The sequence below is a fragment of the Streptomyces sp. Y309 genome (assembly GCF_056712025.1).
On sequence record NZ_JBWYAE010000004.1, the window covers coordinates 391,117 to 416,729 of the forward strand.

General features: G+C 68.1%; 21 protein-coding genes and 5 pseudogenes. 14 read left to right on the top strand and 12 right to left on the bottom strand.

From position 1 onward, the window contains the following. Positions 1–52: 52 nt before the first annotated feature. Positions 53–1,000 (bottom strand): LuxR C-terminal-related transcriptional regulator, encoded by a 948-nt coding sequence (locus AC0KTA_RS41910; protein ID WP_481057179.1) that lies wholly within the window; start codon positions 998–1,000, stop codon positions 53–55. 1,380 nt (positions 1,001–2,380) lie between these two features. Between AC0KTA_RS41910 and AC0KTA_RS41915 the strand changes: the two genes are divergently transcribed. Both AC0KTA_RS41915 and AC0KTA_RS41920 read left to right on the top strand, forming a co-directional pair. Next, positions 2,381–2,578, top strand: a complete 198-nt coding sequence (locus AC0KTA_RS41915) for a YlcI/YnfO family protein (protein WP_481057180.1) — start codon at positions 2,381–2,383, stop codon at positions 2,576–2,578. Further along, positions 2,575–2,871 carry a hypothetical protein gene (locus AC0KTA_RS41920; protein ID WP_481057181.1) on the top strand — a complete coding sequence of 99 codons (297 nt, stop codon included), beginning with the start codon at positions 2,575–2,577 and terminating at the stop codon, positions 2,869–2,871. The genes AC0KTA_RS41915 and AC0KTA_RS41920 overlap by 4 nt, the downstream gene beginning before the upstream one ends. Before the next feature lie 245 nt (positions 2,872–3,116). Here the strand turns inward: AC0KTA_RS41920 and AC0KTA_RS41925 are convergent, their stop codons facing one another. The 4 genes from AC0KTA_RS41925 to AC0KTA_RS41940 form a co-directional block, all read right to left on the bottom strand. Then, complete coding sequence (locus AC0KTA_RS41925) at positions 3,117–4,130, bottom strand: Ppx/GppA family phosphatase (RefSeq protein ID WP_481057182.1); 1,014 nt, start codon at positions 4,128–4,130, stop codon at positions 3,117–3,119. A 394-nt stretch (positions 4,131–4,524) separates the two neighbouring features. Then, positions 4,525–4,854 carry a plasmid stabilization protein gene (locus AC0KTA_RS41930; RefSeq protein ID WP_481057183.1) on the bottom strand — a complete coding sequence of 110 codons (330 nt, stop codon included), beginning with the start codon at positions 4,852–4,854 and terminating at the stop codon, positions 4,525–4,527. A 62-nt stretch (positions 4,855–4,916) separates the two neighbouring features. Beyond that, positions 4,917–5,720 (bottom strand): SigB/SigF/SigG family RNA polymerase sigma factor, encoded by an 804-nt coding sequence (locus AC0KTA_RS41935; protein ID WP_481057184.1) that lies wholly within the window; start codon positions 5,718–5,720, stop codon positions 4,917–4,919. A gap of 232 nt (positions 5,721–5,952) precedes the next feature. Continuing rightward, positions 5,953–6,189 (bottom strand): DUF6480 family protein, encoded by a 237-nt coding sequence (locus AC0KTA_RS41940; protein WP_481052445.1) that lies wholly within the window; start codon positions 6,187–6,189, stop codon positions 5,953–5,955. 138 nt (positions 6,190–6,327) lie between these two features. On the opposite strand from AC0KTA_RS41940, the gene AC0KTA_RS41945 reads away from it, so the two are divergent. The 4 genes and pseudogenes from AC0KTA_RS41945 (at position 6,328) to AC0KTA_RS41960 (ending at position 8,949) form a co-directional block, all read left to right on the top strand. Continuing rightward, a complete protein-coding gene (locus AC0KTA_RS41945; protein ID WP_481057185.1) occupies positions 6,328–6,516 on the top strand; it encodes a hypothetical protein in 189 nt (62 codons plus the stop codon). A gap of 52 nt (positions 6,517–6,568) precedes the next feature. After that, positions 6,569–6,719, top strand: a pseudogene (locus tag AC0KTA_RS41950) (transposase); the annotation flags it as partial. Between the two features lie 597 nt (positions 6,720–7,316). Next, the gene (locus AC0KTA_RS41955; protein WP_481057186.1) at positions 7,317–8,099 is read left to right on the top strand and encodes a calcium-binding protein; all 783 of its coding nucleotides are present in this window, start codon (positions 7,317–7,319) and stop codon (positions 8,097–8,099) included. 67 nt (positions 8,100–8,166) lie between these two features. After that, complete coding sequence (locus tag AC0KTA_RS41960) at positions 8,167–8,949, top strand: calcium-binding protein (protein ID WP_481057187.1); 783 nt, start codon at positions 8,167–8,169, stop codon at positions 8,947–8,949. Between the two features lie 1,099 nt (positions 8,950–10,048). Here AC0KTA_RS41960 and AC0KTA_RS41965 read toward each other — a convergent pair. Next, positions 10,049–10,432 carry a hypothetical protein gene (locus AC0KTA_RS41965; protein ID WP_481057188.1) on the bottom strand — a complete coding sequence of 128 codons (384 nt, stop codon included), beginning with the start codon at positions 10,430–10,432 and terminating at the stop codon, positions 10,049–10,051. 838 nt (positions 10,433–11,270) lie between these two features. Here AC0KTA_RS41965 and AC0KTA_RS41970 point away from each other — a divergent pair. Then, entirely contained in the window at positions 11,271–12,152 is an 882-nt protein-coding gene (locus AC0KTA_RS41970) for an ATP-binding protein (protein ID WP_481057189.1), read from the top strand. Positions 12,153–12,218: 66 nt separating this feature from the next. On the opposite strand, the gene AC0KTA_RS41975 is transcribed toward AC0KTA_RS41970, so the two are convergent. The 3 genes from AC0KTA_RS41975 to AC0KTA_RS41985 form a co-directional block, all read right to left on the bottom strand. Then, on the bottom strand, positions 12,219–12,434 hold the full coding sequence (locus AC0KTA_RS41975; RefSeq protein WP_481057190.1) for a PLD nuclease N-terminal domain-containing protein: 216 nt from the start codon (positions 12,432–12,434) through the stop codon (positions 12,219–12,221). A gap of 1,957 nt (positions 12,435–14,391) precedes the next feature. Next, positions 14,392–15,243, bottom strand: a complete 852-nt coding sequence (locus AC0KTA_RS41980) for an FkbM family methyltransferase (RefSeq protein ID WP_481057191.1) — start codon at positions 15,241–15,243, stop codon at positions 14,392–14,394. Positions 15,244–15,433: 190 nt separating this feature from the next. Further along, positions 15,434–15,934, bottom strand: a complete 501-nt coding sequence (locus AC0KTA_RS41985; protein ID WP_481057192.1) for a hypothetical protein — start codon at positions 15,932–15,934, stop codon at positions 15,434–15,436. 207 nt (positions 15,935–16,141) lie between these two features. On the opposite strand from AC0KTA_RS41985, the pseudogene AC0KTA_RS41990 reads away from it, so the two are divergent. Beyond that, positions 16,142–16,306 (top strand): annotated as a pseudogene (locus AC0KTA_RS41990) (transposase family protein); the annotation flags it as partial. A gap of 104 nt (positions 16,307–16,410) precedes the next feature. Then, positions 16,411–16,584: pseudogene (locus tag AC0KTA_RS41995) on the top strand (helix-turn-helix domain-containing protein); the annotation flags it as partial. Positions 16,585–16,683: 99 nt separating this feature from the next. Here AC0KTA_RS41995 and AC0KTA_RS42000 read toward each other — a convergent pair. The 3 genes from AC0KTA_RS42000 to AC0KTA_RS42010 all read right to left on the bottom strand — a co-directional run bounded on the left by AC0KTA_RS42000 (position 16,684) and on the right by AC0KTA_RS42010 (position 21,548). Continuing rightward, entirely contained in the window at positions 16,684–17,370 is a 687-nt protein-coding gene (locus AC0KTA_RS42000) for a nucleotidyl transferase AbiEii/AbiGii toxin family protein (protein ID WP_481057193.1), read from the bottom strand. Beyond that, positions 17,367–17,732, bottom strand: coding sequence for a hypothetical protein (locus AC0KTA_RS42005; RefSeq protein WP_481057194.1), 366 nt, complete (start codon positions 17,730–17,732; stop codon positions 17,367–17,369). Before AC0KTA_RS42005 ends, AC0KTA_RS42000 begins: the two co-directional genes overlap by 4 nt. A 1,137-nt stretch (positions 17,733–18,869) precedes the next feature. Further along, positions 18,870–21,548 (bottom strand): helicase associated domain-containing protein, encoded by a 2,679-nt coding sequence (locus tag AC0KTA_RS42010; protein WP_481057195.1) that lies wholly within the window; start codon positions 21,546–21,548, stop codon positions 18,870–18,872. Between the two features lie 463 nt (positions 21,549–22,011). On the opposite strand from AC0KTA_RS42010, the pseudogene AC0KTA_RS42015 reads away from it, so the two are divergent. The 5 genes and pseudogenes from AC0KTA_RS42015 to AC0KTA_RS42035 all read left to right on the top strand — a co-directional run. Further along, positions 22,012–23,529, top strand: a pseudogene (locus AC0KTA_RS42015) (Mu transposase C-terminal domain-containing protein). Between the two features lie 300 nt (positions 23,530–23,829). After that, positions 23,830–24,069, top strand: a pseudogene (locus AC0KTA_RS42020) (hypothetical protein); the annotation flags it as partial. Further along, entirely contained in the window at positions 24,053–24,490 is a 438-nt protein-coding gene (locus AC0KTA_RS42025) for a hypothetical protein (protein ID WP_481056959.1), read from the top strand. The pseudogene AC0KTA_RS42020 and the gene AC0KTA_RS42025, both read left to right, overlap by 17 nt. A 147-nt stretch (positions 24,491–24,637) precedes the next feature. Continuing rightward, on the top strand, positions 24,638–24,853 hold the full coding sequence (locus AC0KTA_RS42030) for a hypothetical protein (RefSeq protein ID WP_481056958.1): 216 nt from the start codon (positions 24,638–24,640) through the stop codon (positions 24,851–24,853). Between the two features lie 390 nt (positions 24,854–25,243). Continuing rightward, positions 25,244–25,613, top strand: a 370-nt coding sequence (locus tag AC0KTA_RS42035; protein ID WP_481057196.1) for a helix-turn-helix domain-containing protein, incomplete at its 3' end; no start/stop codon positions are given.

Genomic DNA, 25,613 nt, shown 5'->3' on the forward strand with positions numbered 1-25,613 from the left:
TATTCCGTCCATCAGTAATGCAGGTCAGTGGTCGGGTCCGCTGCCTGCAATCTCACCTACCGGACGGCAGCCAGTCGTCCTGCACGGCGTGCACACCGGCCTGAAACCGACTGCGGGCGTCGAGTCGGTCCATCAGGGTGGCGGTCACCCGCCGGGCAGTGCGCGGGGAGACCCCAAGCCGCTTGGCGATCGCCTCGTCCGTCAGGCCCTGGGCCAGCATGCGCAGCGTCTCTGCCTCCCGTGGCGCCAGGCCGTGCCGGTCTAACGAGGGCATGCCCCCGAGAGGCATCGCGCCCACCCATACACCCTCGAAGAGCGCGCACAGCGCCGACACCACGCCCGGCCCGGTCAGGACGACCGCACCAGCGCTGGTATCGCTGGTATCCAGCGGTAGCACCGCGAGCCGCTGATCGATGATGATCATGCGGATCGGCAAGGACGGGGCGGTACGCACCCGGCTGCCACGGCTGTGCAGCCAGGCCACGTAGTCCAGGGTGGGCTTGTGGTTGCGGATGCTGTCGAGGTAGACGGTGCGCATCTCCACACCGCGATCGAGCAGCGCCTCATCATCGGGACCCCGCCTGGCGTGCGCATCGCTCGCGATGCGCACGCCACCTGGAGCGAAGGTCATCACCTCCGACTCCGCGGCCTCGCTGAGTTGGGCCAGTCGCTCCTGGACCGCCCGTTCTCCCAGCAGACGTTCCGATTCGGCCGCCGGCAGCGCACCGCTGAACAAGGAGCACTCGGCGATCAGCTGGGCTGCCGCGGCCCGCGACGTCTCAAGCCGCTGCTGCTGGGCGACGAGGTCCGCCTGCTGCCGGGCGAGCAGCAGCTCCATCGCGACCTCCGGGCTAACCGTCTGGAACCCCGCACCCCGGCTGTTTCCACCCCGCACCAGCGTCAGCTCGCTGAGCCGGTCCAGGGCGGTGCGCAGCTCCGGCTCCGGAACTCCCAGGCGTGACGACAACTCGGCTACCCCTTCGGCGGGGTGGGCGAGCATCGCCCGACATAATCGCTCGGATAAAGAGTCCAGGCCCAGCGTTTCTAACACTGGAACCCCCTTGCACAATGATCCGGCAAACGCCCAGCGCACAGTCGGGCGTAGCACGTCTTATCGTACCGACAGGGCAGGGCGGAACCCGCGAGCCAGACACGGCGACACTGCCGTGGCCGCTTCATGTAGTGACATAAACCGTCCAAGCCGAGCCTCTATGCACGCGTTAACCAAGCCTCAACCCTGGAGGCATGTACCTGGTACAGGCCCGGCTCCGGCAAACCGCCACCGCAGTCCAGCCGTCCGTCGCGTCTTTGGCGGCGCACTTCCAACGGGCCGGGAGGGGGCTAGGTCTTGAACACATCACCGTGCACCCCGAAGCTGGGGAGGGTCCGGCGCTCGGACTCTTCCTGACCGCGCCTTCGTCCGACGAGGCTGAGCGGAGCGCCCGCGCGCTCTGGAGGGACGTCCTGGCCACTGCACCCGAAATGCACCGTTTCGCCCTGGCGTCCTGCGGGGTTGTCGTACTCGAGGGGTGCTACGAGCTGGCGGCTGAACCCTACTAAGGGGATCTTCCGCAGATTTCCACCGTCGGTGACCGTCGAAATGGCCTGCCGGGAGACCTCGGCATAGACGTCGGCCGAGTACACGGAGCCACAGGCCCGCCAGCACATCCGGCCGTGTTTGACGTGTGGGGCAGCGTTCAACGGTCACCTGGACGTCGGAGCTGAGGAGCCTGACCCGGGCAGGCGTCTTCTTGGCTCCGCCTTCGGGAGCCGACGCCCGTGTTGCTGATGCCGGGCAGGCCCTGCGGTCCGAAGGATCGCCCGCCCTGATCCGTCGGCCCTGTAGTGATTCCTGCATCCGGCGGATGGGCAACCGTTAGCCGGCCAGTCGCGCGCTGTCTGCCCGTCTGCGCCGCGTTCTCCTAAGGCTGCGGGGACGGGAGACTCAAGCCCGTCCCGTCTGCTCGTCGAGGATCTTAGGCCTTGTGCCGCGAGGCCCGGCGGCCCCACCGAACGGCCTGCCTCGCAGGCTGCCTTGTGCTGCGCGTGGATCAGCGGGTGGGGCAGTGTCGTGGTGCGGAGCACGCGGAGCAGCCGACTCTCGTTCCGCTCGCGTGCACGGGCGGCTCTGGCTTCCATGGGCGCTCGCGGAGGAGTGGGCCGCCAGCCGTTCGCGGAGCCGTGACCGTGACGGTTCCGCGAACGGCGAGTCGACGTAGCGGGCTCGCTAAGGAGTCCCTGACCGTGGGAAACGAGGTCCCTGACGAGGCTTTCGGCGGCGAATGCCGGTACCCGCCGGCTGCGGGTGCCGTTTGGGTGGACCGGGCCGATTTCATGGCGTCACCTTATGCCCCCACATCATGGTGTCTATTGTGGTGGCATGTCTGTTACCACGATGACCCTGCGGGTCCCGGATGACCTCGCGCCCGCAATCCGCGCTGCTGCTGCCGGGGCAGGCCTGAGCGTGAACGCCTACGTGGTGCGCGCGGCCCGGCGGGCCGCGACGCTGGACGCGGCGCACCAGCTTGCCCGGCTCGGCCTGGGCGAGGACCTGGCAGGCGAGGGAGACAGCCTGTGAGGCGCGGCGAGATCTGGACTCTGCCCGACGGCCGGGACGTCCTGGTCGTCTCTCTGACAGGACTCGAAGAGGCGTACGGCGCAGTGGTGGCGCTCGTGCTGCACGCCCCGGGCCGGTACCCCGACACCGCGATGTCCGTGGTCATCGGTGACCCCCTGCCGTGCACCGCAGTGGCCGTGAATCTGGTGCAGCTGCGCACCGCGCGTTTCGACGGCGCCAAGCTGCGCGGCGAGGCCGACCCCGAGGCGATGGCGCGCGTGGACCAGGCATTGCGTGCGGTTCTGGACCTGTAGGCACCCGCCCACCTCACCACGGCCATCGTTCGTGTGGCTGAGGGCCGCCCTCTGCTGGGTCCCTGACCGCTGGTCCGGGGCCCAGCTCCGTGGCCCTCGTCGATGGGAGGATTCGCGTCGCCATCGACGGGGTCGGCCAGCCACCAGGCCCTGCCTTCGCCCGTGCCCGGTCTCAGCTATGGCACGCGTGCCTCGCTGGCAATCACATGAAAAGACTCTGAGCAGCGGTTCTGCCGGCGGGTCCCTCAGGGCACCGGCGAGGGCTCTGCGCGAAGTAGCCGTGAGCCGCCTGCCATTGCGTCCGGGCCCTGTGTCGAGGCGTCGTGTGGCTCCAAGTCGGCCCCGTCCTCCAGGTAGTGCAGGAGGACGCCCTCGCGGAGGGCCCACGGACAGATCATCAGTGTCTTTACGCCGCTCAGTTTCATCGTGGAGTGCCCGACGATCGCTCCGGCCAGGCTCTGCCGGGCCCGAGGGGCGGAGATGCCCGGCAGCTCGGCCCGCTCGGCGGCGGACAGCACGGCCAGACGGTCGATCGCTCGGCGCAGGTCGCATCGGCGCAGGGCCCGCTCGACGACCGGGCCGTGTCGTCCCGGAGCGGCGCCGCACAGCCGGCCCAGTTGCTGGAACGTCCGTGAGGTCCCGACGGCGGTGTGCGGGTTCTCCCAGCGGATGCGGGTGGAGACGTCACGCAACTGGTGGCGCGCCTTGCGGCGCAGGGCAGCCACTGCGGACGGCGGTGGAGGGTCCGTCGAGTCGAAGAACTCGTTGGTCAGCCGGTTGGCGCCGAGCGGCAGGGAGACCGCGTACTCCGGCGTCCTGCCGCGGCCGAAGGCCACTTCGAGGGAGCCGCCGCCGATGTCGAAGAGGGCCAGAGGGCCTGAGCGCCAGCCCATCCAGCGCCGGGCAGCCAGGAAAGTCAGCCGGGCCTCCGTCTCACCCGGCAGTACGCGCAGGCGCAGGCCGGTCCGGTTGTGTACCGCCCGCAGGACGTCCGCCCGGTCGGGCGCGTCGCGCATGACGGCGGTCGCGAAGGCCAGCGGCTCCGGCGCGTCCCACTGCCGCGCCACCTCGGTCGCCGCGCTCAACGCCTTCACCAGGCGCTCCGTGGCCGCTTCCCCGAGGCGGCCATCGCTGCCGACCTGTTGGGAGAGACGTAGCTTCCACTTCGCGGTGTGCACCGGCAGCGTCACCCCGTCCCGCACGTCGCACACAGCTAACCGGACCGTGTTGGAGCCCGTATCCAGCACGCTTACTCTCATGGGCTCCGGGGTACCCCTCGCGGGGCACGTGATGCGCCAGGAACAGATGTGAAGGCTGCGACGTGCGTAGATCGAAGGACGTTAGCTAGCACGGGGAAGGGCTTGCTCGGGCTCGGCTGTCGGGCTCCGCCGCGGGAGGAGGGAGCTCTCCCAGACGGAGCCCGACGCAGGCCGGGATTGGAGGGGGGCTGATGGCCTGCCCACTCCGTGGCAGCACTGACGCTTGCTCGGAGCGGCATGACCACTGTGCGGGTGGCACGCTCAGGCAGGAAGCCCGTTTCGAGACAGCGATGCTGAGCAGGCATGGCGTGCCAGGTCAGTCCTGAATCCTGGATTCGTCCGGCCTTGGAGATTAGCCAAAGTCTTTACGGGAGGCGCGGAGACCGTTCACCCCTCAGCGGCCGAGGGCCTGCTTGAGTTCCCTCTTGTTCATCGACGAGCGGCCTTCGATGTTCTTCTTCTTGGCCTCCTCGTACAGCTGATCGCGGGTGGGTCCTCCCTGGGCTCCGCTGTGCGAGCGTTCGCCGCCGCGCTGGGATGCGGACTTCTTGTCTCGCGTCGACGTTTTGCTGGCGGCCTTGGACTCGCCTGCTCGCGCGCGTTCCTTGTTGACCGTTCGGGAGGCGATTTCCTTCGCGCGCTTGGTGGATGCTCCGTGGTCCTGTGCGCTTTCCTTGATGTGCTCGTACTGGCGTTCACGTCTCTTGCTGGATCCAGCAGGCATGGGACAACCCTCTCTTCGGTTCTGATTCATGTGTGTGGCTGCGCGAGCTGCCGTGTCCTTGGCTACCCGGCCACTCTTATCGCCTCGGCACGGACCTGGCGGCAGGACATGGTGATGAGGCGGGAGACGTGCATCTGCGACAGGCCGAGCTGCTCGGCGATGCCGCTTTGCGTTATGTCCCGGAAGAAGCGCAGGTACAAAATGGTCCGCTCCCGCTCCGGCAGGTGGCTCAGCCCCGCCTTTGCCGACTCGCGATCGAGAACCAGGTCGAATCCGGGGTCGGCCGCGCCTAGCGTGTCGGCGAAGCTCAGGCTGTCCTCGCCCGAGGTCGCCATCTCGGCATCAAGGGACAGTGACTGATAGGCGTCCATGACTTCCATGGCGTCGTGGACTTCCCTCGCGGTCAGGCCGGTGAGTTCCGCCAGCTGCGCGACGGTCGGCTCCGGGCTGCCCGGTGCCTGGGTGAGCTCGCGGCGCGCCAGGCGGACCTGGTTGCGCAGTTCCTGGACGCGGCGCGGCACGCGGACGTCCCAGGTGTGGTCGCGGAAGTGGCGGCGCAGCTCGCCGGTGATGGTGGGTACGGCGTAGCTTTCGAAAGCGCCGCGCTGGGGGTCGTAGCGGTTGACGGCCTTGACCAGACCTATCGCGGCGACCTGGCGCAGGTCTTCCAGGCTCTCGCCCCGGTTACGGAACTTCTGCGCGATGCGGTGTGCCATCGGCAGCCAGGCGGCGACGAGTTCCTCGCACAACAGGTTCCGCTCCGGGCCCTGCGGCAGCCCGGCCAGGTGACGGAAGGACGCAGCGGTGTGCGGGCTGTCGTCGTGCGCGCGTGGCTCGCGGCTGCTGGCGGACGGATCCCGGGGCATGGGAATTCGCTCCTCGGCCATGTCTACGCGGTGTACGGAACACCGCGGCGCGGCCATCGTGCAGCCCCGACAGAGGGCTCGCGCGAGTCGGCGATGCTGCTCCGCGAACGCGCCTCCTGCCCGAAGCACGATGATCGCCTGCCTTTCCACTCTCTGTGCAAACGGGCGTCCCCGCCTCCTGAAACCGCCCGCCGGGTCAATGGGGCAGTGGGCCGGGCGACGGCCGGCACGGTCACAACGACAGTGCGAACGCCAGCAGCCCCACGGCGACCAGGACGACGACCGCCAGGATGATGACCAACGGCGCTTTGGCCCAGCCGGTCGTCGGGTTGTGCGTCTCCTCCGGCCCCGCACCCGGAGTACTCCCCTCTGCAGGAGGCGTCTCGCCCGGCGGCACACCGCCTCCCGGTTCAAGCCCCGGCGTACGGCGGGGGTCCGGGTCCGGGTTTCTGCTGCTCGTTCCACTCATGCACCCCAAGTGCCCGCCGAGCCGTGATCGACACGCTCTCGCGATGATCTTGATATGCGCGCGTGCCACATCGAGGCCGGGAAGCCGAGTGCACGTACAAAAAGCTCGTCCCCTCAGCCGCCGGCGAACGACCTGGCGATGAAGGACGGCAAGCGCCGGGGCGGCAAGGGAGCGGTCTTTCAGACGACATGTCCCGAAACCGGCCGCGTCGGCACGACGTGGGTGCCTGGTGGCGAGGAGGGCCCGGCCGCGCCCGCGATCAACCCGGAATTCGTCGCCCGGCGCGCGGTGGACTCCATGAATGACGCCAGTGAGGGTGTGAGTTGAGGTGTGGTCAGGGCAGGTGAGTTGGTAGTTCCTGCGCTGGTGGAGGCCCGAGATGGCCGGGAGCCGGCGTGTGTATCCGACCGATCTGTCCGATGGGGAGAGGCTGCCGAAGCACCTCCGCCGAGAGGTCATCGATGCCCTTGTGTACTGGGTGCGGGCCAGGCTGTGGGTGGCGGCTGCTCCCGCACGACTTCCCGCCATACCACCGCACAGCGGCAAGAACTCTGCCCTGAGCGATGCTTCTCAGACATCCTCTAGTCGCGTGCGCTGTCCCTCGCATTCAGTGGGGGAACGGCACTTGCCGCCACTCCGGAAGCCATGGGTGGTGTTTCCGCCATCCTATGCGCGTCCCACTTTTCGCAGGACTCCTGCCGTCGGCGCCTGAACCGTATGTCAGAAACTCGCCGGACGATCCCTTCAATGGCGCTAAACCCTCTCGTCCATAAGGTCTCCACACGGCAGACTCAGGCCGGACAGCCGGGAGGACGTCTGGCATCACCCGATGTGCGGCAACGTTTCTGACAATGCCCGCCCAACTCTGCTGTGGACCACCGTGCTTTCGCCATGAAAGCCGGGAAGGCGTGCACACGGTAAGAGGCCGTTTCCGGCGGGAAAAATTGCGCTGTCCTGTACCAGGTGACGAGGTAACGATTTCGCGGACCCGATGGAACGGCCCAACGCGCCTAGTCGGCAAACACTGTTGTAGGTATGCGGGTGGCGCCGATGCGCCACGTCACCACTGGACCACGAAAGCATTTCGTGCCGAGTAACGATTCCGCGAGGTATCCAGGAGGCAGGTTATGGACAAGGCACTTCATCGCACCATTGCACTCCTGACAGTGGCGTTTGGCGTCACGCTGTGCCTCACCGGCCCGGCGAGCGCGACCCGGGGTGCCCAACTGCCCGGCTCCGCTGCGGCTGGCACGCTGGTGAGCAAGAACGGCACGTCGGTCACTGTCACCGCCGCTGTGGGCCTGGGCAACACCATCTCCGTGTGGCAGGTCGGTGACACGATCCGGGTGAGGGACACCGGTGACACCATCGTGGCTTTCGGTGGGTGCACTGCGATCAGCGCCACAGAAGCCGTCTGCCCGGGAGCCGGAAGCCTCACTGAGGTTGTCGTCAATGCCGGAGACCAGGCCGACAACGTCACGTCCTTCCTGGCGAGTCCGGGGGTAACCCTCATCGGTGCCGCGGGAGACGACAGCCTCCAGGGCGGCAGCGCCAACGACACTCTGGAAGGCGACGAAGGCTCCGACTTCCTCTCCGGTGGAGGCGGCAACGACACGCTCACCGGCGCCAGCAGCCCGGACCGGATCTTCGGCGGCGCCGGCAACGACTCGATCGAGGGCCAGGCCAGCTCCGACGTCATCAACGCAGGTGCCGGAAACGACGTGGTGAGCGGTGGCACCGGCAACGACCAGGTGGTCGCCGGCACCGGCAACGACTTCGTGGAGGGGGATGCGGGCCGGGACAGCATCAATGCCGTCGACGAGGTCAGCGGCAACGACTACGTCCGGGGGGGCACGGAGGTCGACAGCTGCACGGCCGACCTGGGCGACAGCGTCACAGAGTGCCCGTGACCGGCGAGCACGAACGGCGCGGAGAAAGGCCCGCAGTGCCAGCGACACGACGAAGGAGACGCACACCATGACAGCGCAACGCATCTACGTGACCCTTGCGGTCGGAGCGCTCCTCTGCCCTATGCTGCTCGGCACCTCCGCCTCAGCGGCCCAGCTCACCGCCGAGCCCCGACACCTCGCGGGCGCCACAGTGGTCGAGATGGCTGGCGGCACCCTGCTCGTCACGGCAGATCAGGGAGTGGCTAATGACATCACCATCCGCCGTCAGGGCAGCGTCGTCCTCGTGTCGGACAACGCGGACGAGGTGCGCGCCGTAGCCCCCTGCGAGATACGGTCGGAGAACACCGCGGTGTGCCCGCTCCCTATGGCCGTGCAGGTCAACGGTCAGGACGCCGACGACGACATCACGGTGTCCCCGAATCTGGATGTTCCCGCCACTCTCTACGGGGGCAGCGGCAAGGACCAGCTCAACGGCGGCCCCCGCGCGGATCATCTCGTCGGCGACGACCAGACCGGGGTCTTCGGCCTCGCGGCAGCGACTCCGGGCAACGACACCATCAACGGTGGGCCCGGGAACGACACCATCTCCGGGCTGGGAGGGAACGACACCATCAACGGCAACGCCGGCCATGACACCCTCAACGGGAACGAGGGCCATGACACCCTCAACGGGAACACCGGAAACGACACCCTGGCCGGAGGAAGCGGCAACGACACCCTGAGCGGCGACGAGGGCAACGACACCCTGAACGCCACCGACGGCGTCAACGCCAACGACAGCCTCGACGGCGGTCTCGCCATCGACTCCTGCAACCGCGACACCGGCGACTCGATGGTCAACTGCCCCTGACAGAACGCCTGGTGCGTGTTCGCGGCTGGGAGCGCGTGAAGCGGCTGGCTGGCGCGGCCCGTTACTCCTCGCCCCAGCCGACGAGTATCGCACTGACCGAGCACAAACTGTGGGAGATCGTGTCCGGTGGCACCGCCGCATGATCTCCCACAGCTCGCCCCGGATGAGCTCAAGCAGCTCAGGCTCACCGTCGCCGACACTGCGCGACAGCCGCGGCTCACCACGGGCGTCGAGTGCCACGCGGTGATGCTGCTTACGGCGTGGTGTACGACAGTGGGCATGGTTGAGCCGTGACGTGGGCGTGAGCCAGCCGGCAGGCGCGCTGCCAACTGATCTCCCACTGCGGTCACCACGCCGGATCGACGTCCTCCAACGCCTCCACGCAGCTCTGTGAGAGCTCCCCGGCACCGAAAGCGGTTCCTGGCCCGCTCGTCGCTGGGTGTTCTCCAGCGCCTTGCGGGCCGCTGCGCGCTGGTTCTTGGCCCACATCCCGATCGGGAAGTCGTCCCCCCGGGGAGCGGGCCGCGTGCTCGGGACGTCGCCGAGGATTGCGCCGCCTCTGCAGGAAAGCCTCACAATCGGCCGGGTGCGCTGAAGCAGTACCGCAGGCCCCAGCCGGCCAGGTGGCTCAAAGAACAGGCACCGCGCATCCTGTTGGGAAACAGGGCAAACCGAGCGCAGCGAAGGGCGCTGCGAACGGGCCCACTGCATGGCTGTCAAGATCAGGGCAGGATGTTGAATTGGATGGGGCCGCTGGCGTTCTCTACGCCGGGCGGTGAAGGCAGGCGAGTGGGTTGGGATTCACGGAGGTCATCACGTACTTGACGTTTTGACCGGCGTACTTCCCGCTTTCGATGCCGGTCTGGATCGATTTGACGATGAGCATTGGCTCGTGGTGGGCCGGGGGCCAGTCTGTGACCCCGGTTATCCGCGGCTCTCATCCAGGTCGCACCTGGTCGCGTTTTACCTGGCGTCATGTTTCACGGCCCACTTCTGATGCGTCCTTTGCTACTCGCCATGCTCCACCGGCGCATCAGTCGCGCCCATTCAGGCCATCCGTCCACTCCTGTCCCGGCGGGTATTCCAGGGTGAAGTAGGATCAGGTAAAGGTGAGGGTCTCTGCTACCAGTAGCGGTTTAGTCATTCCTGCTGGCTTAAGACAGTCAATGGTGTTAGCTGTTTCGACGATTGCTTGTTTGGCGTGGCGGCCTTTGAAGACTCCGTCGGTCACGGTCCCATTAATGGTGATGAACGTTTGAGCCAGTACGCGGATGGTGGTGATGTTGTCCTCATCCCACGCGAAGGTGCTCGTTTCGCCGTTCTTCCATGTGATTGTTTTGGAGCCAGCAAACTCTTTTCCGGGGGTGGTGATGCAACTCCGCACAATCGGGACTTCATAATACATCTTACCCGGAGTGATTTGCGACTCCGTGGGGCAGTTTAAAGTGGTGTCTCCCTTCACCGTGACGGGCTTCTCGTTCATAGTGAGCCCAGGCGTGTAGGTAACGTCCTGCGTTCCGGTACAGATTACTGGCTCAGAGCTTTCGGGGGCGGCTGCTGCGGAAGGGCTCATAAGCGCGAATGCTGAGCAGGCGGCGGTAGTTAAACTAGCGGTGATCGTTAAGCGTCGCATGTGATCGATCCTTTGAATGCGTGAGAGCGTCTAGGGGCTGTTGCACTGTAAAGCTTTCCCTCGCTGATCTTTAGTATTGACTGTGAGTGCCTGGGTGGTGTCAGCGTGTTGGGTGGCAGCTGGATCGAGTTCGGTGAGTGGTCGGCTTAGCTCGCTGTTTACCGTGCTGAGGTAGGGATCTCAGCTGTCGTGGGGTGACTAAATCTGTCATGGTCTGCGAGTTCGGCCTCGCACACGCGTGATTGGCTGATGCAGGGATGAACATTCCTGTGCCTGTGATCAGGGCAGGGGAGTTTGCTGGCGGCTATGAGTGCTCAGCCGCCGCTATCGTCTCTGTCGTTGTCGTCGGATAGGTCGACTGCTGCTTCTCGTTCGCGGGAGCGTGCCCTGTCTCGGCAGGTGCCAGTGCGTCGTCTTCTCGTTCTGGACCAGGCGGGGACGCTTCAGACGGTGCACGTGAGGATTGCTGCCGAGTCGGTCGGGGTGTCGCTGTGCACGGTGTGGCGGTGGCTGGCGGCCACGCGGGAGTTGGGTTGTGTGGAACCGCCCTGCGGCGTGCTGGGGTCACGCTCATGGACGGGTTGTAGCCCCGCCTGTCGGGTGTGGGCGGGAACGTGAAGGCGTTGCGTCGCTGGATGCGGGGCAGGCCGCGGCGGGCTGTGATCTGGGTGTTGCCTGGGTTTCGTCGTTGACGACGCTGCATGATGCGGTGTGCCGGGAGCAGCGTGTCGGCTGGGCGCTGGAAGTTTCCCGGCCCTCTTACGCACGCCGGGACCCGGAGGTTTATGATCGGGCGTTGGCCGAGTTGGCCCTGCCCGGCACCATCAACGAGGTCGGTCAGGCCCGCCCCGTGGCCGCCAAGCGGGGCGAGGCCAAAGATGACACCAACCCCATCACCCCTGCTTCACCACTGGTCGAGGGAGCGCGCCTGTACGTGCCGGGCGCGTATGTGGTCTCCCCCCCCCGGCAACTTGGCGCAGTCACCGAGGCGATCGCCCACACGGTCGCCGCGCGCGGGAACGTGTGCGTGTACGGGGAAGCCGGGCACGGGGAGACGGCCGCGGTCCATCAGGCGCTGTGTCTGCTGCCGCGCCGTATTTCGGTGCACCGCGCTGGTGGCGGTGAAACCGGTGTTGCCGCAGTTGCGGGCCGCGTTGCCCATCGCGTTCGGCTTGCCCGCCACCTCGTTGACGAACCCGCACGGATGCGGCCCGTCCGCGCGCTGCTGGAGGCGTTCCAAGCCCCGGGCGTGCTGGTCATCGACCACGTGCAGCGCATCGCCGCGCCCGAGCTGGACTATCTCCGCCTGCTGGCGGACACGCCTATCACCCAGACCTCGCTCGTGCTGTGTGGGGCGGGCGCCGAGCGCACCCACGCGTACGCGGCCCTTGCCAGCAGCCCCACGGCGACCAGGACGACGACCGCCCGGATGGTGATCAACGGCGCTTTGGCCCAGCCGGTCGTCGGGTTGTGCGTCTTCTTCGGTCCTACGAGGGATCGAATCCTTGTTTGGGGGTGCTGGTTCATGCTGGGTGGTGCTGTCCTCGCAGGTCAGCATCATCCGGCTTGATGGTCAGTCCTGCCTGTGATGGCTCACGCTCCACAGTCCGCCCACGCATCGCTCACGCACGGAGTGTCAGGCGATGCCTGGCCGACGCTGGGCGTCGCGGCGACCGATGAGGAACCAGAGCAGGCTCCCGAGGAAGGGGGCCATGAATGCGAAAACGACCCAGAGCAGCTTCATCCCTCCGGTGAGGTCAGACTTGACGATGCTGCGCAGAGCGCCGAAGAACAACACGAGACAGCCGGCGATCGCGGCAATTGTTGCGGCGGCGATCACGGTGTTGCCCACAGGGGCAAGGGCTATCTGATGTGTGAGCTGCGCTTGCATCGTTTTCCTCTTGCTGGTGGTGGGATCTTAGAGTGGGCCCGGTCGGGCGACCTCTATTGATGCCAGTCTGGCTGCTCCAGGAGGCCGACTGCGTCATACTCTGCTCCCATCTTGGTCATCCGGAGGTCGGACTGTCATCCGAGATCGGCATCTGTGCAGAGGGCTAAGGCACTACACGTAATCGACAAGCCGTGGACTGTACGAGGTCCGGGGCCCGGTGCCCCATTCGGGCGGGCTATGGCTGTGGATGTCCCTGTGCCGCTCCCTGTGATCTGCCCTGCTGCGAGCTGGGGGCTTGGTTCCGTCGCGGCTCATCGCACCGTCGTCCAGCGCAACTTGCTAACCGGTACCTGAACTGCCTGAATCTGTAGCGGCGTTGGAACTCGTCGTATCTCAGAGTCGACCTTCTGAGGACCCTGGCTGTGGAGCTCTAGCCAGTCGGCTGCCCACAAGCAAACTTGACGGTCCAGGAGCCCACTTGCCCCGCACATGGATGGCTTGACGCGAGCGGCTCAAGCTGGCTGGTGCTGTAGCCGGTGGCCTTCTCTCCGGTGCCGCCCGAGCGCTGATCGGCTGGTTGATTGAGCACCAGTCCTGAACGGACGCGTTTCGTGCCTTGGAGCACCCAAGGCACGGCGCACCGATCAAGCCCGAGCAGCCGCTCCACCACGAGGGTGTCTTTGTTGTGCTGGTTTGGGGGGTGGGGGTGATTTTCTGTTCTGTCCTGGCTGTCAGGGTCCGCTGTTGGACGGCGTCATGGCTCGTGGGTCTTGCAGGACGGGTCCGATGATTCGTTGTCGTGGCTGTATGCCCGGTGTCTGGGGGTTTCTTGGATTGTTGTCGTTGATGCGGCGCTGGATCGATCCGGCAGTGGTTGCTGCGGCGGCTGTGCTCGCTTTGACGGCCTGGTTTGCCGCTGGCAGTTCTTCGTGTTTCCGGCCGGTGTCAGAGGGGATGGCCTGGCTGTTGGGGGGAGGCAGGTGAGGGCCCCGTCATCGGGATACCGGGCTGCTGCATGGCGTGGCTGTCCGCGGCGGGTGAGCGATGTGCCTGCGCGGATCCCCGGCTCGGGAGTGTTCCAGTTGGCTGCACTGCTGGGCCGCTCCGGTATCTTCGTCTTGATCGATGAGGAATCTGCTGGCGGGCCCGGCCTTGCTGGTCTGTCGGCTCGGGCGGTGTTGACAGGCCGGCTGCTGGTGATCCGCTACGCGGGCAAGGCCACCTTGGCCGGGGCGTGGTGCATCCTCACCTTCTGTCTGTCGGGCACTGCCCGGCATCGGCTGGGCATCCGGGCAGAGGAAACTGTCGGTCCCGCGTCCCGACTGGCTTTCTCGTGCCGGGTCTATCGGGCCTTCGGCCGCGGTCACTACGGTGCTCGACCCGGCCTGCGCCGACCGGCGCCGCCGCTTTGCCCTCGGCGAGGCCGCCCGCCTCGCGGCCGCCTGGGAGGATGACGGTCCCGAGCACCTCCGCAAGAAGGCGGTGCTGCGGCGTCCGCCTGCCCGACGGAGCGGACCGGCTCTCCAGGCGCCACTCGGCTGGAGGCGTCCTTGGCCCTGCACCATTGTGATGGGCGGCGCCTCCATTCACCAGGCCGGCATCTTCCAGGGACGGCGTGAGGAACTGTCCGCCATCGGAGTGCATCTGGTCTGCCTCACTTCCAGATCACCGGAGTTGAACTGCATCATCACCGGAGTTGAACTGCATCGGATGCGTCTGGTGCTCGGGCAGATGCCCGGGCATGCCCGTCTGCGCCTGCACTGCCGCCGAGGGGCTCCGCACCGCCGTCGGCCGTGCCCTCATTCGACGGGCTGCAGCGATGATGCGCCAACCACAGCCCAATGCTCGAGATCGCTTAGTCCGGCCCGCTGCCCCCCCGGGGCCCGGACGGGGAGTCTGGCGGGGCTGAAGGGTGGCCTCAACTCACGGGCATGAAAAGGAAGTTGGCGTAGTAGTTGGGGGGTGTAAACCCCGCGTCCACAGGAGCCGGCCCACCCCGGCCCAGATGGCGCACCGTCCGATAGCCGAACTCCGCGGCAGTGGCCCGGAGTCGGTCGAGCGCTGGGGCATCCAGGCACTCGGCGACGATGGCCGGGCGGTGCGTCTTGAGGGTGCGGGCCATGCCGCGCAGCACCTCCGGTTCCAGGCCCTCTACGTCGATCTTCACCAGGTCGATGGGGCGGTCGCCCACGATCGCGTCGGCGGTGGTGATGTCGACCTCCACGCCGTCGGCGGCGTTCTTGCCCGCTTTCAGGGAGGCGGCCGTGGTGTCGTACGGGATGCCGAGTCTGGCCCGCCCCGGCTGGTCGGACAGCGCCTTCTCGACGACTGTGACCCGCGCGTCGAAGCCGTTCAGTGCCAGATTGCGCCGCAGCATCGGCACGGTCGCCGGGTTGGGCTCCACTGCGATGGCGCTGAGCTGCGCATTGGCCCGGCAGGCGAGCAGGGTGTAGATGCCGGAGAACGCGCCCACGTCGAGGAAGCCACGCGCCTGGCGGGCCAGGTCGAACAGGACGGGCTGGGTCGTCTCCTCCCAGTCGCGCAGGTCGGTCCAGACGACCCAGCGGGCCATGAGGTCCCGCTCGGATGCCTCGTACTGGAAGGGGCTGCCATCGGGTGCGTGCACGGTCCAGAGACCGGTGGGGTGCAGCCTGCGCCAGATCTGGCAGGGAATCAGTCCGCGCAGGGCGGCGGCGCGGGTGGCCCGCTGCAGGCTGCGCGGCAGACAGATGGTGCCGCGGGTTCTGCGCAGGTGGTCGAGGACGGACACGGGGTTCCTCCACGGGGGTGTGGTGCATGGGGCGCAGGGCATGGCTTTCGGGAGGCGGGTCGAGGCCGGAGGGGCTGTCGGACACGCGCTGAGCGGTTTTGGGGAAGTGGGATGCGGGGGCGTACTCCACTTCCCCGAGCCCGCTTGGGGGGGGCCACGCCCACCTGGTTCTCGGGGATTTCGCTCGTCGTCAGCGGGGATAGCTGACGGCAGGCACGGATAGTACGTCGGTCCGCACAGGCAGGAAAACTGAAAGGGGCGCGGTCGTGTCGCGGGCACGGTCGCTGGTGACGACGGCCTGTCCGGTCTTTGCTCGGATAGCCACACTCGCCCGGTACAGACGCACTGTGCTGTTCTCACGGATCACCGAACGATCGACCGAAGGGGCAAGGAGAAGCGCGACACTTCCGCTATCCCGTACGAGGTGGCCACCGCTGACGGTGTACGGCGCACCTTTAAGGTCAGCGCTGCTCCGCCCACCGCGGGGGTCAGCGCCACTGTGCCGATCTGCAGGATGCCAGCTCCCCCCGGTCCGGGCCTTGCGGATGAAGCGCAGCAGGCCGCGACCCAGGTAATACGCGAGACAGCCGATGCCGCACACCACCAGCGATGCACCGAAGTTCTTGAACCGCTGCAGCCAGTTCGCCCACATCAGCACGCCCGTGGCGACCAAGCAGAGGGGGAAGATCATGCAGGCGAGGCCGAAGGGAACCGCTCATCGCAGGTCCGGCAGTGGCTGTGACGTTGTTAAGCGGGTTCTGTCGCTGACGCTCCCTCAACTTCCGAAAGGGCGAGCTGGAGCGCCGTACCAGGGCGACGTCCTGGACATGGATGGATGTGAATTCTCCTGGTAGGACGTGCTGCTCGCGGGTGTGGCGGTGTTCGTGGAGTTCGCGGTGTGCGGCTCGGCGGCGACAGTCATACGGGCCTGGGCGGGGACCATGGCGGCCGGTGTCCGAGCTGGGGTTGTCCGTCGTCCCGCGTGCACGATCACTACCGACGGCAGCTGCAGGACGTCCTGCTGGCCACTCGCCGAGTCCACATCGTGCTGGAAGTCCGCCGGTTCATCTGCCCGAATGCTCAGCGCAAGCAGAAGACATTCACCGAACAGATACCGGGCTTCACCAGCGCCTACGCCCGCAGCACCGCCCGGCTGGGTCGGAGAACGGCGGCTTGCCACCGGACTACCTGCCCGAGTCTTCCCGGTCCGGCAGGTACCTGTCCTTGCTCGAGCGGCGGCGGATTGCCTCACTGCGCGAACGCGGCCTGACGATACGGGAGATAGCCCGTCGCCTCGGCCGTGCGCCCTCGGCGGTCAGCCGGGAGCTGCGGCGCAACAGCCGACCGCATGACTGCGGCCGATGCGACGCGGACCTGGCCCATCACCGCTGCAGCGCTGACTGACCGTGGTACGGGGCCCCTCCGCCCGTCGAGTTCGGTCTAGTCGTCGTACGGGTCTTCTTCGCCCTCGCTCTGCTCGGTGTGCAGGCGGGCATCGAGGTCGGTGGACCACTGCAGTGCCCAGGCGCGCAGGTTGTGGATCTCGTCGTTGGTCAGTCCGTAGTGGGTGAAGTCCTCGTCGTCCCACCACTCGGCGCCGGTGAGGCGGTCGCGGAGGTTGCGGAGGCTGAACTCGGTGCGGGCATGGCGGCGGCCGAGGGTTTCCAGGTCGGCGGTGGTGCGGTGTTCGGAGGCGGCGTGGACGTCGATGAGGTCGCGGACGGCGCCGCGGTCGGCCAGGGCGCGGACCTTGGTGCCGATGACGTCGTCGAGGGCGAGGACCGGGCCGTGCTCGGTGTTGGTGGGCGGAGACCAGAACGCTTCTTTGAGGACGTCGACCTCGCATTCCTCGCCGGTGTCCGGTTCGGTGACGATGAGCCGGCCGGAGAGCGGGTCGGTCTCGATCTGCCGCACGCCCCAGCCCCGCTTGGTGAGGCCTTCGCTGAGCGTGCGGATGATGTCGTCCATGGGGGCGGGGTTTTCGGTGGCGACGTCGAGGTCTTGGCTGAGGCGGTCGACCAGGCCGTGGGCCTTCACGGCGTAGCCGCCGGTGATGACCAGGGGGTAGGGCGTGCCGATGGCCAGGACGTCGGCCAGGAGCCGGCGGTGCAGATCGTTCAGGTTCATGCAGCGGTCGACCGGGTGGTGGCCAGCTCGGGGAAGGCGTCTTCCCATACATCGCGGATCAGGCTGCTGATCAGGGTTCGCAGCACCGGCCACTGGCTGATCAGCAGGTCCCGGTTGAGGAAGCCGGTCAGGTCCTCGCGCTGCCCCTCGGCCAGCACTGTCCGGTACAGGCCCATCCGGGCCCGGGGGCGGTCGACATCGAAGGAGTGCCGGCCGGACCAGACCACGTGCAGCGGCAGATCGACGGTGCCGTGCGCGGGGCCCGTCAGGTCCGCCAGGCGCGTGGGCAGCCGCCTGGTGTACCGCGCGCGCAGGATCTCGGCGGCGCTGGGGACCGGAGCGGTCGTGGATGTGGGGGCCATGGCGCCGATTGTCCCCTATCGCCCCGCCGGGCGGGCCGTGTGGGTGCAGACGGCTCTGCCGGGCGACGGCCAGGGCGCCACCGCAGCCGGGTGGCGGCTCCCCCGCCGAGCCACTGCGCGGGACGACTGCGGGTGGCGATGCGAGCTGCCGGACTCGGCCGAGGATGGCCGCGGGAGCGGGGTCGGCGGGTGCGAGCGCGTGCTGGACGCCGGTGCCCCCGCTCCCGGGAGCGGGGGCGGCTTCGTCGTCGATCTCGATGAGGATCTCGCGTACGGGCCGGTGGCTGCGCGGCGCTCGTCGTGTGGCGACAGCAGCTGATATCTGGTCGGCAGGCTTTCCGTGGCATCCGTGGCATCCGTGTTTTTGTCCGGATCGGCGTGGCCCGGGCCTGCTGCTGTAGTCCCGGCCCTTGCCTGGAAGCCGCTCGGTGGGAGGTGCGTCAGTCGTTGGAACCGTATGCCAGCTCCTGCCGGCGCGACTGACCGCCCTGCTGCAGATAAGGCGCAAACCATCGACGGAACGAAATGAGCCTGCCGGGGCCTGCCGGGGAGCCGTGGAAGAGACCGTGATCACCGCTGACCATGCACACAATGAAGAGGCGGCCCGGCATCTGAAGTTTGTTCCGCCCACCGAGTCGTACCTGCCAGGAGTCCAGGAGCCCCGGGCCGGGTGGGTGATGCCATGCTGGACCAGCTGCTCTACGCAAACGTGGACGGATGCCACCAATGCCGGACGGTGTTGCTCGACCGCGTCGCGTATGACGCAGGGGGCGACGCGCAAACTGGTGGACTGGGCATGCTGGATTGCGTCCGAGGTGTACGGCGGGCTGCCCGCAGAGCTCGTGGACGAAGACGCGGCGACGGATACCCCTTTCCGCCCCTCGGCCACCTTCCGCTGGCTCGCCGCGCAGTACCACAAGGGGACGGGCCAGCGACGCCGTGTACGACGCGCGTGAAGCTGCGCAGCGCCGGGAGGACGCGGACACCACTGTCGCCCTGGTCGCCGGACTCGATGTGTGGCTGGTCGGACTTCCTCTACCGGTGACCTGCCCCCTGCCAGACCTCGCCCGGCGCGCGACGCGATGGGCGCTTCATGTGTCCGCTGTTGATGAGGCCACCACCGCCCTCCCCTGCTGTTCACCAGCGCATGCCGAGGGCGTCGAGGTCAGTGCGGCGTTGGGTGGTGAGTTTGTTGGCGCGGCGGCGGGTGTTGGTGATCCACATGCCCAGGGCGATGGGGACGGTGTCCTCGGGGGTGATTTCGCGCCCGGTGGCGGCGGGTCCGGCGAGGCTGACGGGTACTTCCTCGATGTGTTTGCGGGGCACGTTCAGGTGCCCTTCGCGTGTGTGGAACTGCCGTGCGGCGGCCATGTTGAGCATCCACTTGTCGTCCTGTGTCCGCCGTGTAGGCCGTTCGTCCTCACCCGCTGCTTCCACGCCGAGGACGTGTCCCAGCAGCCACTGCTGGGCGGGCAGCAGTTCCTCGAAGCCGAGTCGCTGCGCCGCCACCCATCGTCCCAAATCCTCGCCCTGGACGACGACTTCACCCGCTACGGCCGGTACGCTCCCACCAGCCTTGACGTGCATCTGGACGAGGCGGAAGGCGCGCTGCCAGCCGATGTCCCATACCGGGCACCAGCCGGGATCGATCTCTTCCAGTGCTTCGCGCCGCGAGAGCGGCAGCGCGCCGGCCTCCGAGCCGACGGGCAGGCCGGCTGCGCGCCGCTGCTCGAGTTCGTCGGCGAGTTTGGCTGCGGCGCGCTGTGCCTTGGCCCAGTTCCCCACGCGGTAGCCGTTCCATACCGCGGTCGCCGGGGGCAGGAAGTGGCCGTGCTCCGCGGCCCACTCCCGCGCAGCGGCGAGGCCTTCCTCAAACGCGATGCCCTGGTGCGACCAGACCATCCCCAGCGCATCGAGCTCGGCGATCCGCTCTCTATCCAGGCGTCTCGTCTTGTTGGCTTTGCGCTGCGTGGCCAGCCACACCCCGAGCGGGAAGCCCGCGGGCGACCACTCCGGCGGGGTGATGAAGTCGTAGGGCACGCGCAGTTGGCCGGTGCCGGTCTCTTTCACGTACCGGGCTGCGGCCTCGATGCCGCGCCGCCAGTATTCGTTCTCCGGCTCCACCACCCGCAGCCTGACGAACCGGGCCAGCTGCGCGGGATCACGCGGGGAGGAGAACTTCAGCAGCTCCCGTGCCCCCGCGCTCACCGGATCCGCCGGTTCGCTGGTGTCCTGCCCCTCGACGTCATCAACAGCGTCGGCAAGACCACCTCGCTGCGGATGCTTCTCGGGCTGGCGTGTCGCCCTGCGGGAAGCACGACTGTCCTCGGCTCCGGCCTCATCCTGCTCATCCCAGCTCCCGCTGCGCGGGCGGGAGTCGGCGAGGGCCTCGATCGTCTCCGTGTCGTGCGCGCGGAGCGCTTCCAAGATTTTGGCCAAGCCGCCGTAGCCGGGAGAAGTGAGCATGTCGTCGGGGTTTTCGTCCTCTGCGAGAAATACCGGGACGACAAGTGAGGCGATTTTCCCCTGCCCTGGCTGCATTCGAAGTGCCCGGCCGATCATTTGCACGATATCGACCATCGAGCCGCGCACATCGCAGAAGGCAACCGAGTCCGCGATCGTGTCGACGCCTTCGCCGAGCACCTTGACCGAGGCCAGTACGCGCAAGGCCGCGGGCAGCAGCTCCCGCTCCCCACCGGCCAGACCCGCACTCGTGCCGTCCTGGCGCTTGTCCGCCTGGTGATCGATGACGCCGGAGCCGAACTCCTCAAGGACAGCGCGCCGGTGGGCGGGCGGGTGATGGCCGTACAGCCAGGAAGCCCACACCCGATCCGGATGCGGATACCTCTGCTGATCGCCCTCCCACAGCTGCACGGCGGCCCCCGCAATGCCCGCCGCCATCGCTTCCGCCTCGGCCACCCGCGAGTGGAAGGTGAGCACCTTGCGCAGGTTCTCCTGCGCCGCCGCGGTGAGCACCCCGGCCTGCAGTGCGGCCAGCCGCGCCCCCCGCACCCGCTCCGTGCCTGAACCCAACTGCGCCCGGCGTCCGTACTCGGGGTCGCGGATGTCGACGCACACCACTTGATAGGGCGCGATCAGTCCCCGGCTGATCGCCTCGGACAAGCTCAGCTTGTAAGCGACGGGCCCGAAGACGGGGGAGTCCTCGCTCATACTCGCCACCAGCCTTGGGGCCGTACGCCCTTCAGCCGCCTCCCACACCCGCGGCGTCGCCGTCATGTACAGCCGGCGCGCCGCGGGGATCTTCTGCTGGTCATGCACGGCCGCCCAGGGCTTGAGCCCATCCCCGCTGGTGCGGTGCGCCTCGTCGACCACCATCAGGTCAAACGCACAAAGCCCGGCGGCGTGCGCGCGCTGAAGGACACCCACCGACGCGTATGTGGCGAACACCGTCACCGTGCCCAAGTCCCGCATCCACGCGATGAGTTCCCCCACATCCGTGGTACAGGGCACGCCCTGGGATTCCTCTGCGCGCAGTGAGCACACTCCGACCACCGCCCCGCAGCGGCCGCCGTCGCGCCGCCAGGCGGCCGCGGTCTGCACGAGCAGATCCCTCGTGGGCACCAGCACCAACACCCGCCGCGCGCCGAGCCGTTGAGCGGTCACGGCGGCGATGAGGGTCTTGCCGGAGCCCGTGGCGGCGATGCACTGACACCGAAGGCCCTCCGGCGGCAGGTGTCCGTCCGGGGGCGACTGCAGGGCCCGTAGCACCGCGTCGACCGCCTCGACCTGATGCGGCCGCAGAACCTGCACGGAGGCCCGCTCAGACGTCTTTTCTTCCTGCAAACCTGTTGGCATTCACGCCTCCCGCGGCGGGCTTCCCTGCTGAATCCAGCGAGGCCGGATAGTCGAACAGCTAGGAACGTGCGAATCTGAGTGTGTTTGTCCTTGGTCTGTATGGGGTGTCCTTGGGTGGGTGTAGGTGTCTGGTCTGGGGTGTTGTTGCTGCCGGGGTCATCGGTGTGACGTGTTGCCGGGACGGGGAGGTGCAGAGGTGCTGGTCAGGTTGGTGCAGATTCCTGAGTGGCGGGGCATTTTAGTGGCTGGGCCGTAATTGGGCGGGTATTTCTCTGAATTCGTGTGTGTGTCCTGGCAGTTGGCGGATCGTGCCTGGTGGGGGAGGGGGACAGGGCGTTGATGCCGGGGTGAGGGCATGGCCGGGACGGAGCTCTTCCCTGATGTCGGCGATGTCGGCGATGTCGGCCTGGGGGATGTGGGTGATGTCCCGCTGGTGCCCAGGGTGTTGGGGCGTGAGCAGGCGGTGTCCCGGTTGCTGGCATTGGAGGAGCGTGGGGAGCTGGACGCGGAGCATGTGCGGCTGATCGCTTCCTCGGTGGGTGTGTCGCGGCGGACGGTGCGGCGGTGGCTTCAGGCCGGCCGGCAGGGGCGTACGGGGCCCGTCCAGCGGGACCGTTTCCGGATCACGGACGAGTTGCACGGTCGGCTTGCGGCGTGGTGCGGGAACGCGGCCGCGGTGCACCGGGATCTGGTGAGGGAGACCGAGCGGGCGCGCGCCGAGGGCAAACAGGTGCCGGATGTGCCGTCGTTGGCCACGTTGCACCGGGCGATCCGACTGGGCCTCAATCCTGGGCAGCGCGCGGCCCTCTTGGTCGGGGAGCGGGTCCGGCGGCGTCACGATGTGCATCTGCGGCGCCCGAGACTGTGGCGGAATGCCTGCGGGGAGGGGGACCACAAGCATGTGCCGGTCGAGATTTTGCTGGACGGCGAGTTGGTGTTTCCGTGGGTGACGTGGTTCATTGACTGCGCGACCGGCGCGGTCCCGGGCGCGGCGATCACCCCGCACCAGCCCTCGAGGGACGCGACTCGCGGCGTTTCGGATCGCGCGGGTAAGGGATACGGACCTGGCGGGCCCATACGGGCCGATCGGTGGTCTGCCCTCGCCGGTGCGGACCGACCGCGGCGCCGACTTCCTGTCGCACACCATCTCCGACGCGTTGGGGCACTTCGCGGTGCCGGTGCAGGACCTGCCCGCCTACCGGCCGGACTTGAAGGGGGGAATCGAGAACCTGAACCGGTGCGCGCAGAAGATGTTCTTCGCCGCGCTGCCCCGTTACACCCACGCCCTCTCCACGCGGCTGCGCCCCGGTGCCCGCAGCAAGGATGCCGACGAGGCGGCGCCCCTGCCCTTCGCCGAGTTCGTGCGTCTGCTGCTGGAGTGGATCACCGAGCACATTTCGCAGGCTCTCGACGCCCCCTCACGCCGCTTGAGGCGTGGCGGGCCGACCCGACCCCGATCGAGGACGTGGACCGCTGTCTGCTGCACCGGTTCACGCTCGCCGACGACGGCCGCATACGCACGCTGACCGCGAGCGGGGTGCGCTGGAACAAGCGTTATTACGTGGGGGAGCGGATGCACGGCGAGGCGGAGGTGGGATTGAAGGTCCGCGTCCGTTTCATCCCGCACCACGACCACGAGATCGAGGTGTTCGAGGCGGCCTAGGGGAAGTACCTGGGGCCGGCGCACCCGTCCGATGAGGCCACCGATGCCCAGCGCAAGGCGCACCGTCGGCGCAAGGCGGCCGAGAAGCGGCGCCTGGCCCGGGCGCTGGCCGCCGCCTCACGCCATACGCGGGACAGGTACGCGGCGGTCACCGGGGCCGAAGTGCACCAGCAACTGGGCTGGTTGAGCGCAGTGGAGGCCGAGCGGGAGCGGCTCGCGGATGCGGCCCAACTCGCGCTGCCCGATCTCATCCCGCCCGCTGTGCCGCCGGATGACTGGGCCACTCCGGCCGCACCGCCCAGGTGCTGCGCGGCTTGAAGCGCCTGGGCCGCGAGCAGATGGACCGCGAGGTGGTGCGGTGGACCTTCAGCCACCTGGGCAACAATTGGCCGCCTCGGCGAGGACTGATGTGCCCGGCCGCGCACCCGTACCGCCCCCGCCCCGCGCGCCGTCGGCGTGCCCCGGCCCGTGCCCAGCCTCGACGTGGGGCTTCTGCTGGGCCTCGGTACTACCTGTCGCTCAAGGGCGCCGAGACCGTTGCGTTGCCGGTGTTCGAAGAGCTGGCGCGCGGTATGGAGCAGGCCGCCGACCAGCGGGCGATCATGTGCCTGTCCGGCAATGCCGGAGCCGGCAACACCTTCGCCCTCGACCGGCAACACCTTCGCCCTCGACGTGGTGTTCGCCGCAAAGCCCCGGCCCGCCCGCCGCGCGCGCCTGGGTCGCCTGGTGCCCCGTCCCCCGTTGGCCCTGCGCTCGGACCTCGCCGACACCCTGAACCTTCCGGCGCGGCCGAAGGATCCAGGGGCCTTCGACGCGGCCCTGCGCGAGGTCCTGGCAGCCCGTGACCATCTGCTCGTGGTGGACGAGGCCCAGCGTCTGGACGCCGCCTGCTTCGAGTACCTGCGCTACCTCTTCGACGACCCCCCACACCCGCCTCTCGATCGTCCTGGTGGTCGGCGAGCGCGGCCAGGCAGTGCTGCGCCGCCAGAAGATGCTTGCCTCGCGTACTGCCGTGTCGCTGACGGTGCCGCACCTCACCCCCGCCGACGTCGCCCAGGTGATCCCTCGCTCCCACCCGCTGTGGCGCCACAGCGATCCCGACGCTCTCGAGCGGCTCGATGCCCGCTGGTGCCACGGCAACTTCCGCCGCTGGGCGCAGGCCACGCACCACGCCCTGCGTCTGCTGCGCCAGGCTCCCGTACCCCGCGGCGCGCCCTACCCGCTGCTCGAAGACGTCCTGGACGCTACCTTCCCGCCGCGAGAGGAGCCCCTCAGGTGAGCGCCCGGATCGCCCCACGGGCTGGGCCGGTAACGTTGATCTGCGACCCGGACGACGACGCCACCCGGACGCGCATCGCCCTGGCCGCTTCCAGCCCGGCTGCCGGATGCATCGCGGTGGACACCGTTCCCGGTAGCACCGCCTGCAATGGCCGGGGACATCCTGCGCGCCCTGGACGTGACCGGTCACGGGGCGACTGTTTCACCCGCCGTGGCCACCGAGCCCGCCTGGCGGGCCGTCACCTGCTGGACGGACATCCTCGCGATCCGTCAACTGACCCTCCTGCGCGCTCATTTGCTCACCCCGCCACGGATCCGGCGCCTGGCCCTGCGTGAGAAGACGGGAATCTCCCTCGGTCCCTAACGTGTGGCACCCCGAGCACGGCTCGCCCGACCATCCGCCCGGCGTCTGCTACGCGATCCCGCCTCGCGCCCGCCCTGTCTTCGCCGCCGCCCGCTCTTTTCGCCGCATAGGCCACGCCGCGGACCACTTCCCGCTGTTCGAGCTCTCCTTCGGCCACCGCCTCAATGCCCTCGCCCAGGACGCGGTGCACCCCATCCCCGCACTCACCCACCCGCACCTCGGACCCGGCCGCCGAGGGTGCGCTTGCCCAGGTGCTGCTCACCGTGCACCTCGTCCGGGTCATGGCACGCGCAGGCGACCTTCCCGAGCCGTGACCCCGGCACCCTGCAACGCGAACCGATCTCGCATTTTCTATGCGGAAGTCGCATTGAGAATGCTAGGTTGGGGTTCATGATGAGTACGGAGGAGCTGCTCAGGCTCACCGTGACGGCGCTCATGACCCGGGCAGGGGAGCGTCAGAGCGCGCTGGCTGAGGGGATCGGTCTGGCGCAGGCGCAGGTGTCGCGGAAGCAGACCGGCAAGGCGCACTGGACCCTGGATGACTGCGATCGGCTCGCCGCGCATTACGGGATGTCGGTGCTCGATCTGCTGGCCGGTCCCACGCACGCGGTGACGGCGCTGTCCGCTGACCGCGGCCCTGCGCAGGCCTCGTTCCCGCTCGCCGTAGCGCCCGCAGCTCCCGCACCGGAGCCGGTGTCGGTGCCGCGCAGCGAGGCCGTGGGCGGGCCGTGTGTGCTGTGCGGGCAGATGGCCACGGACG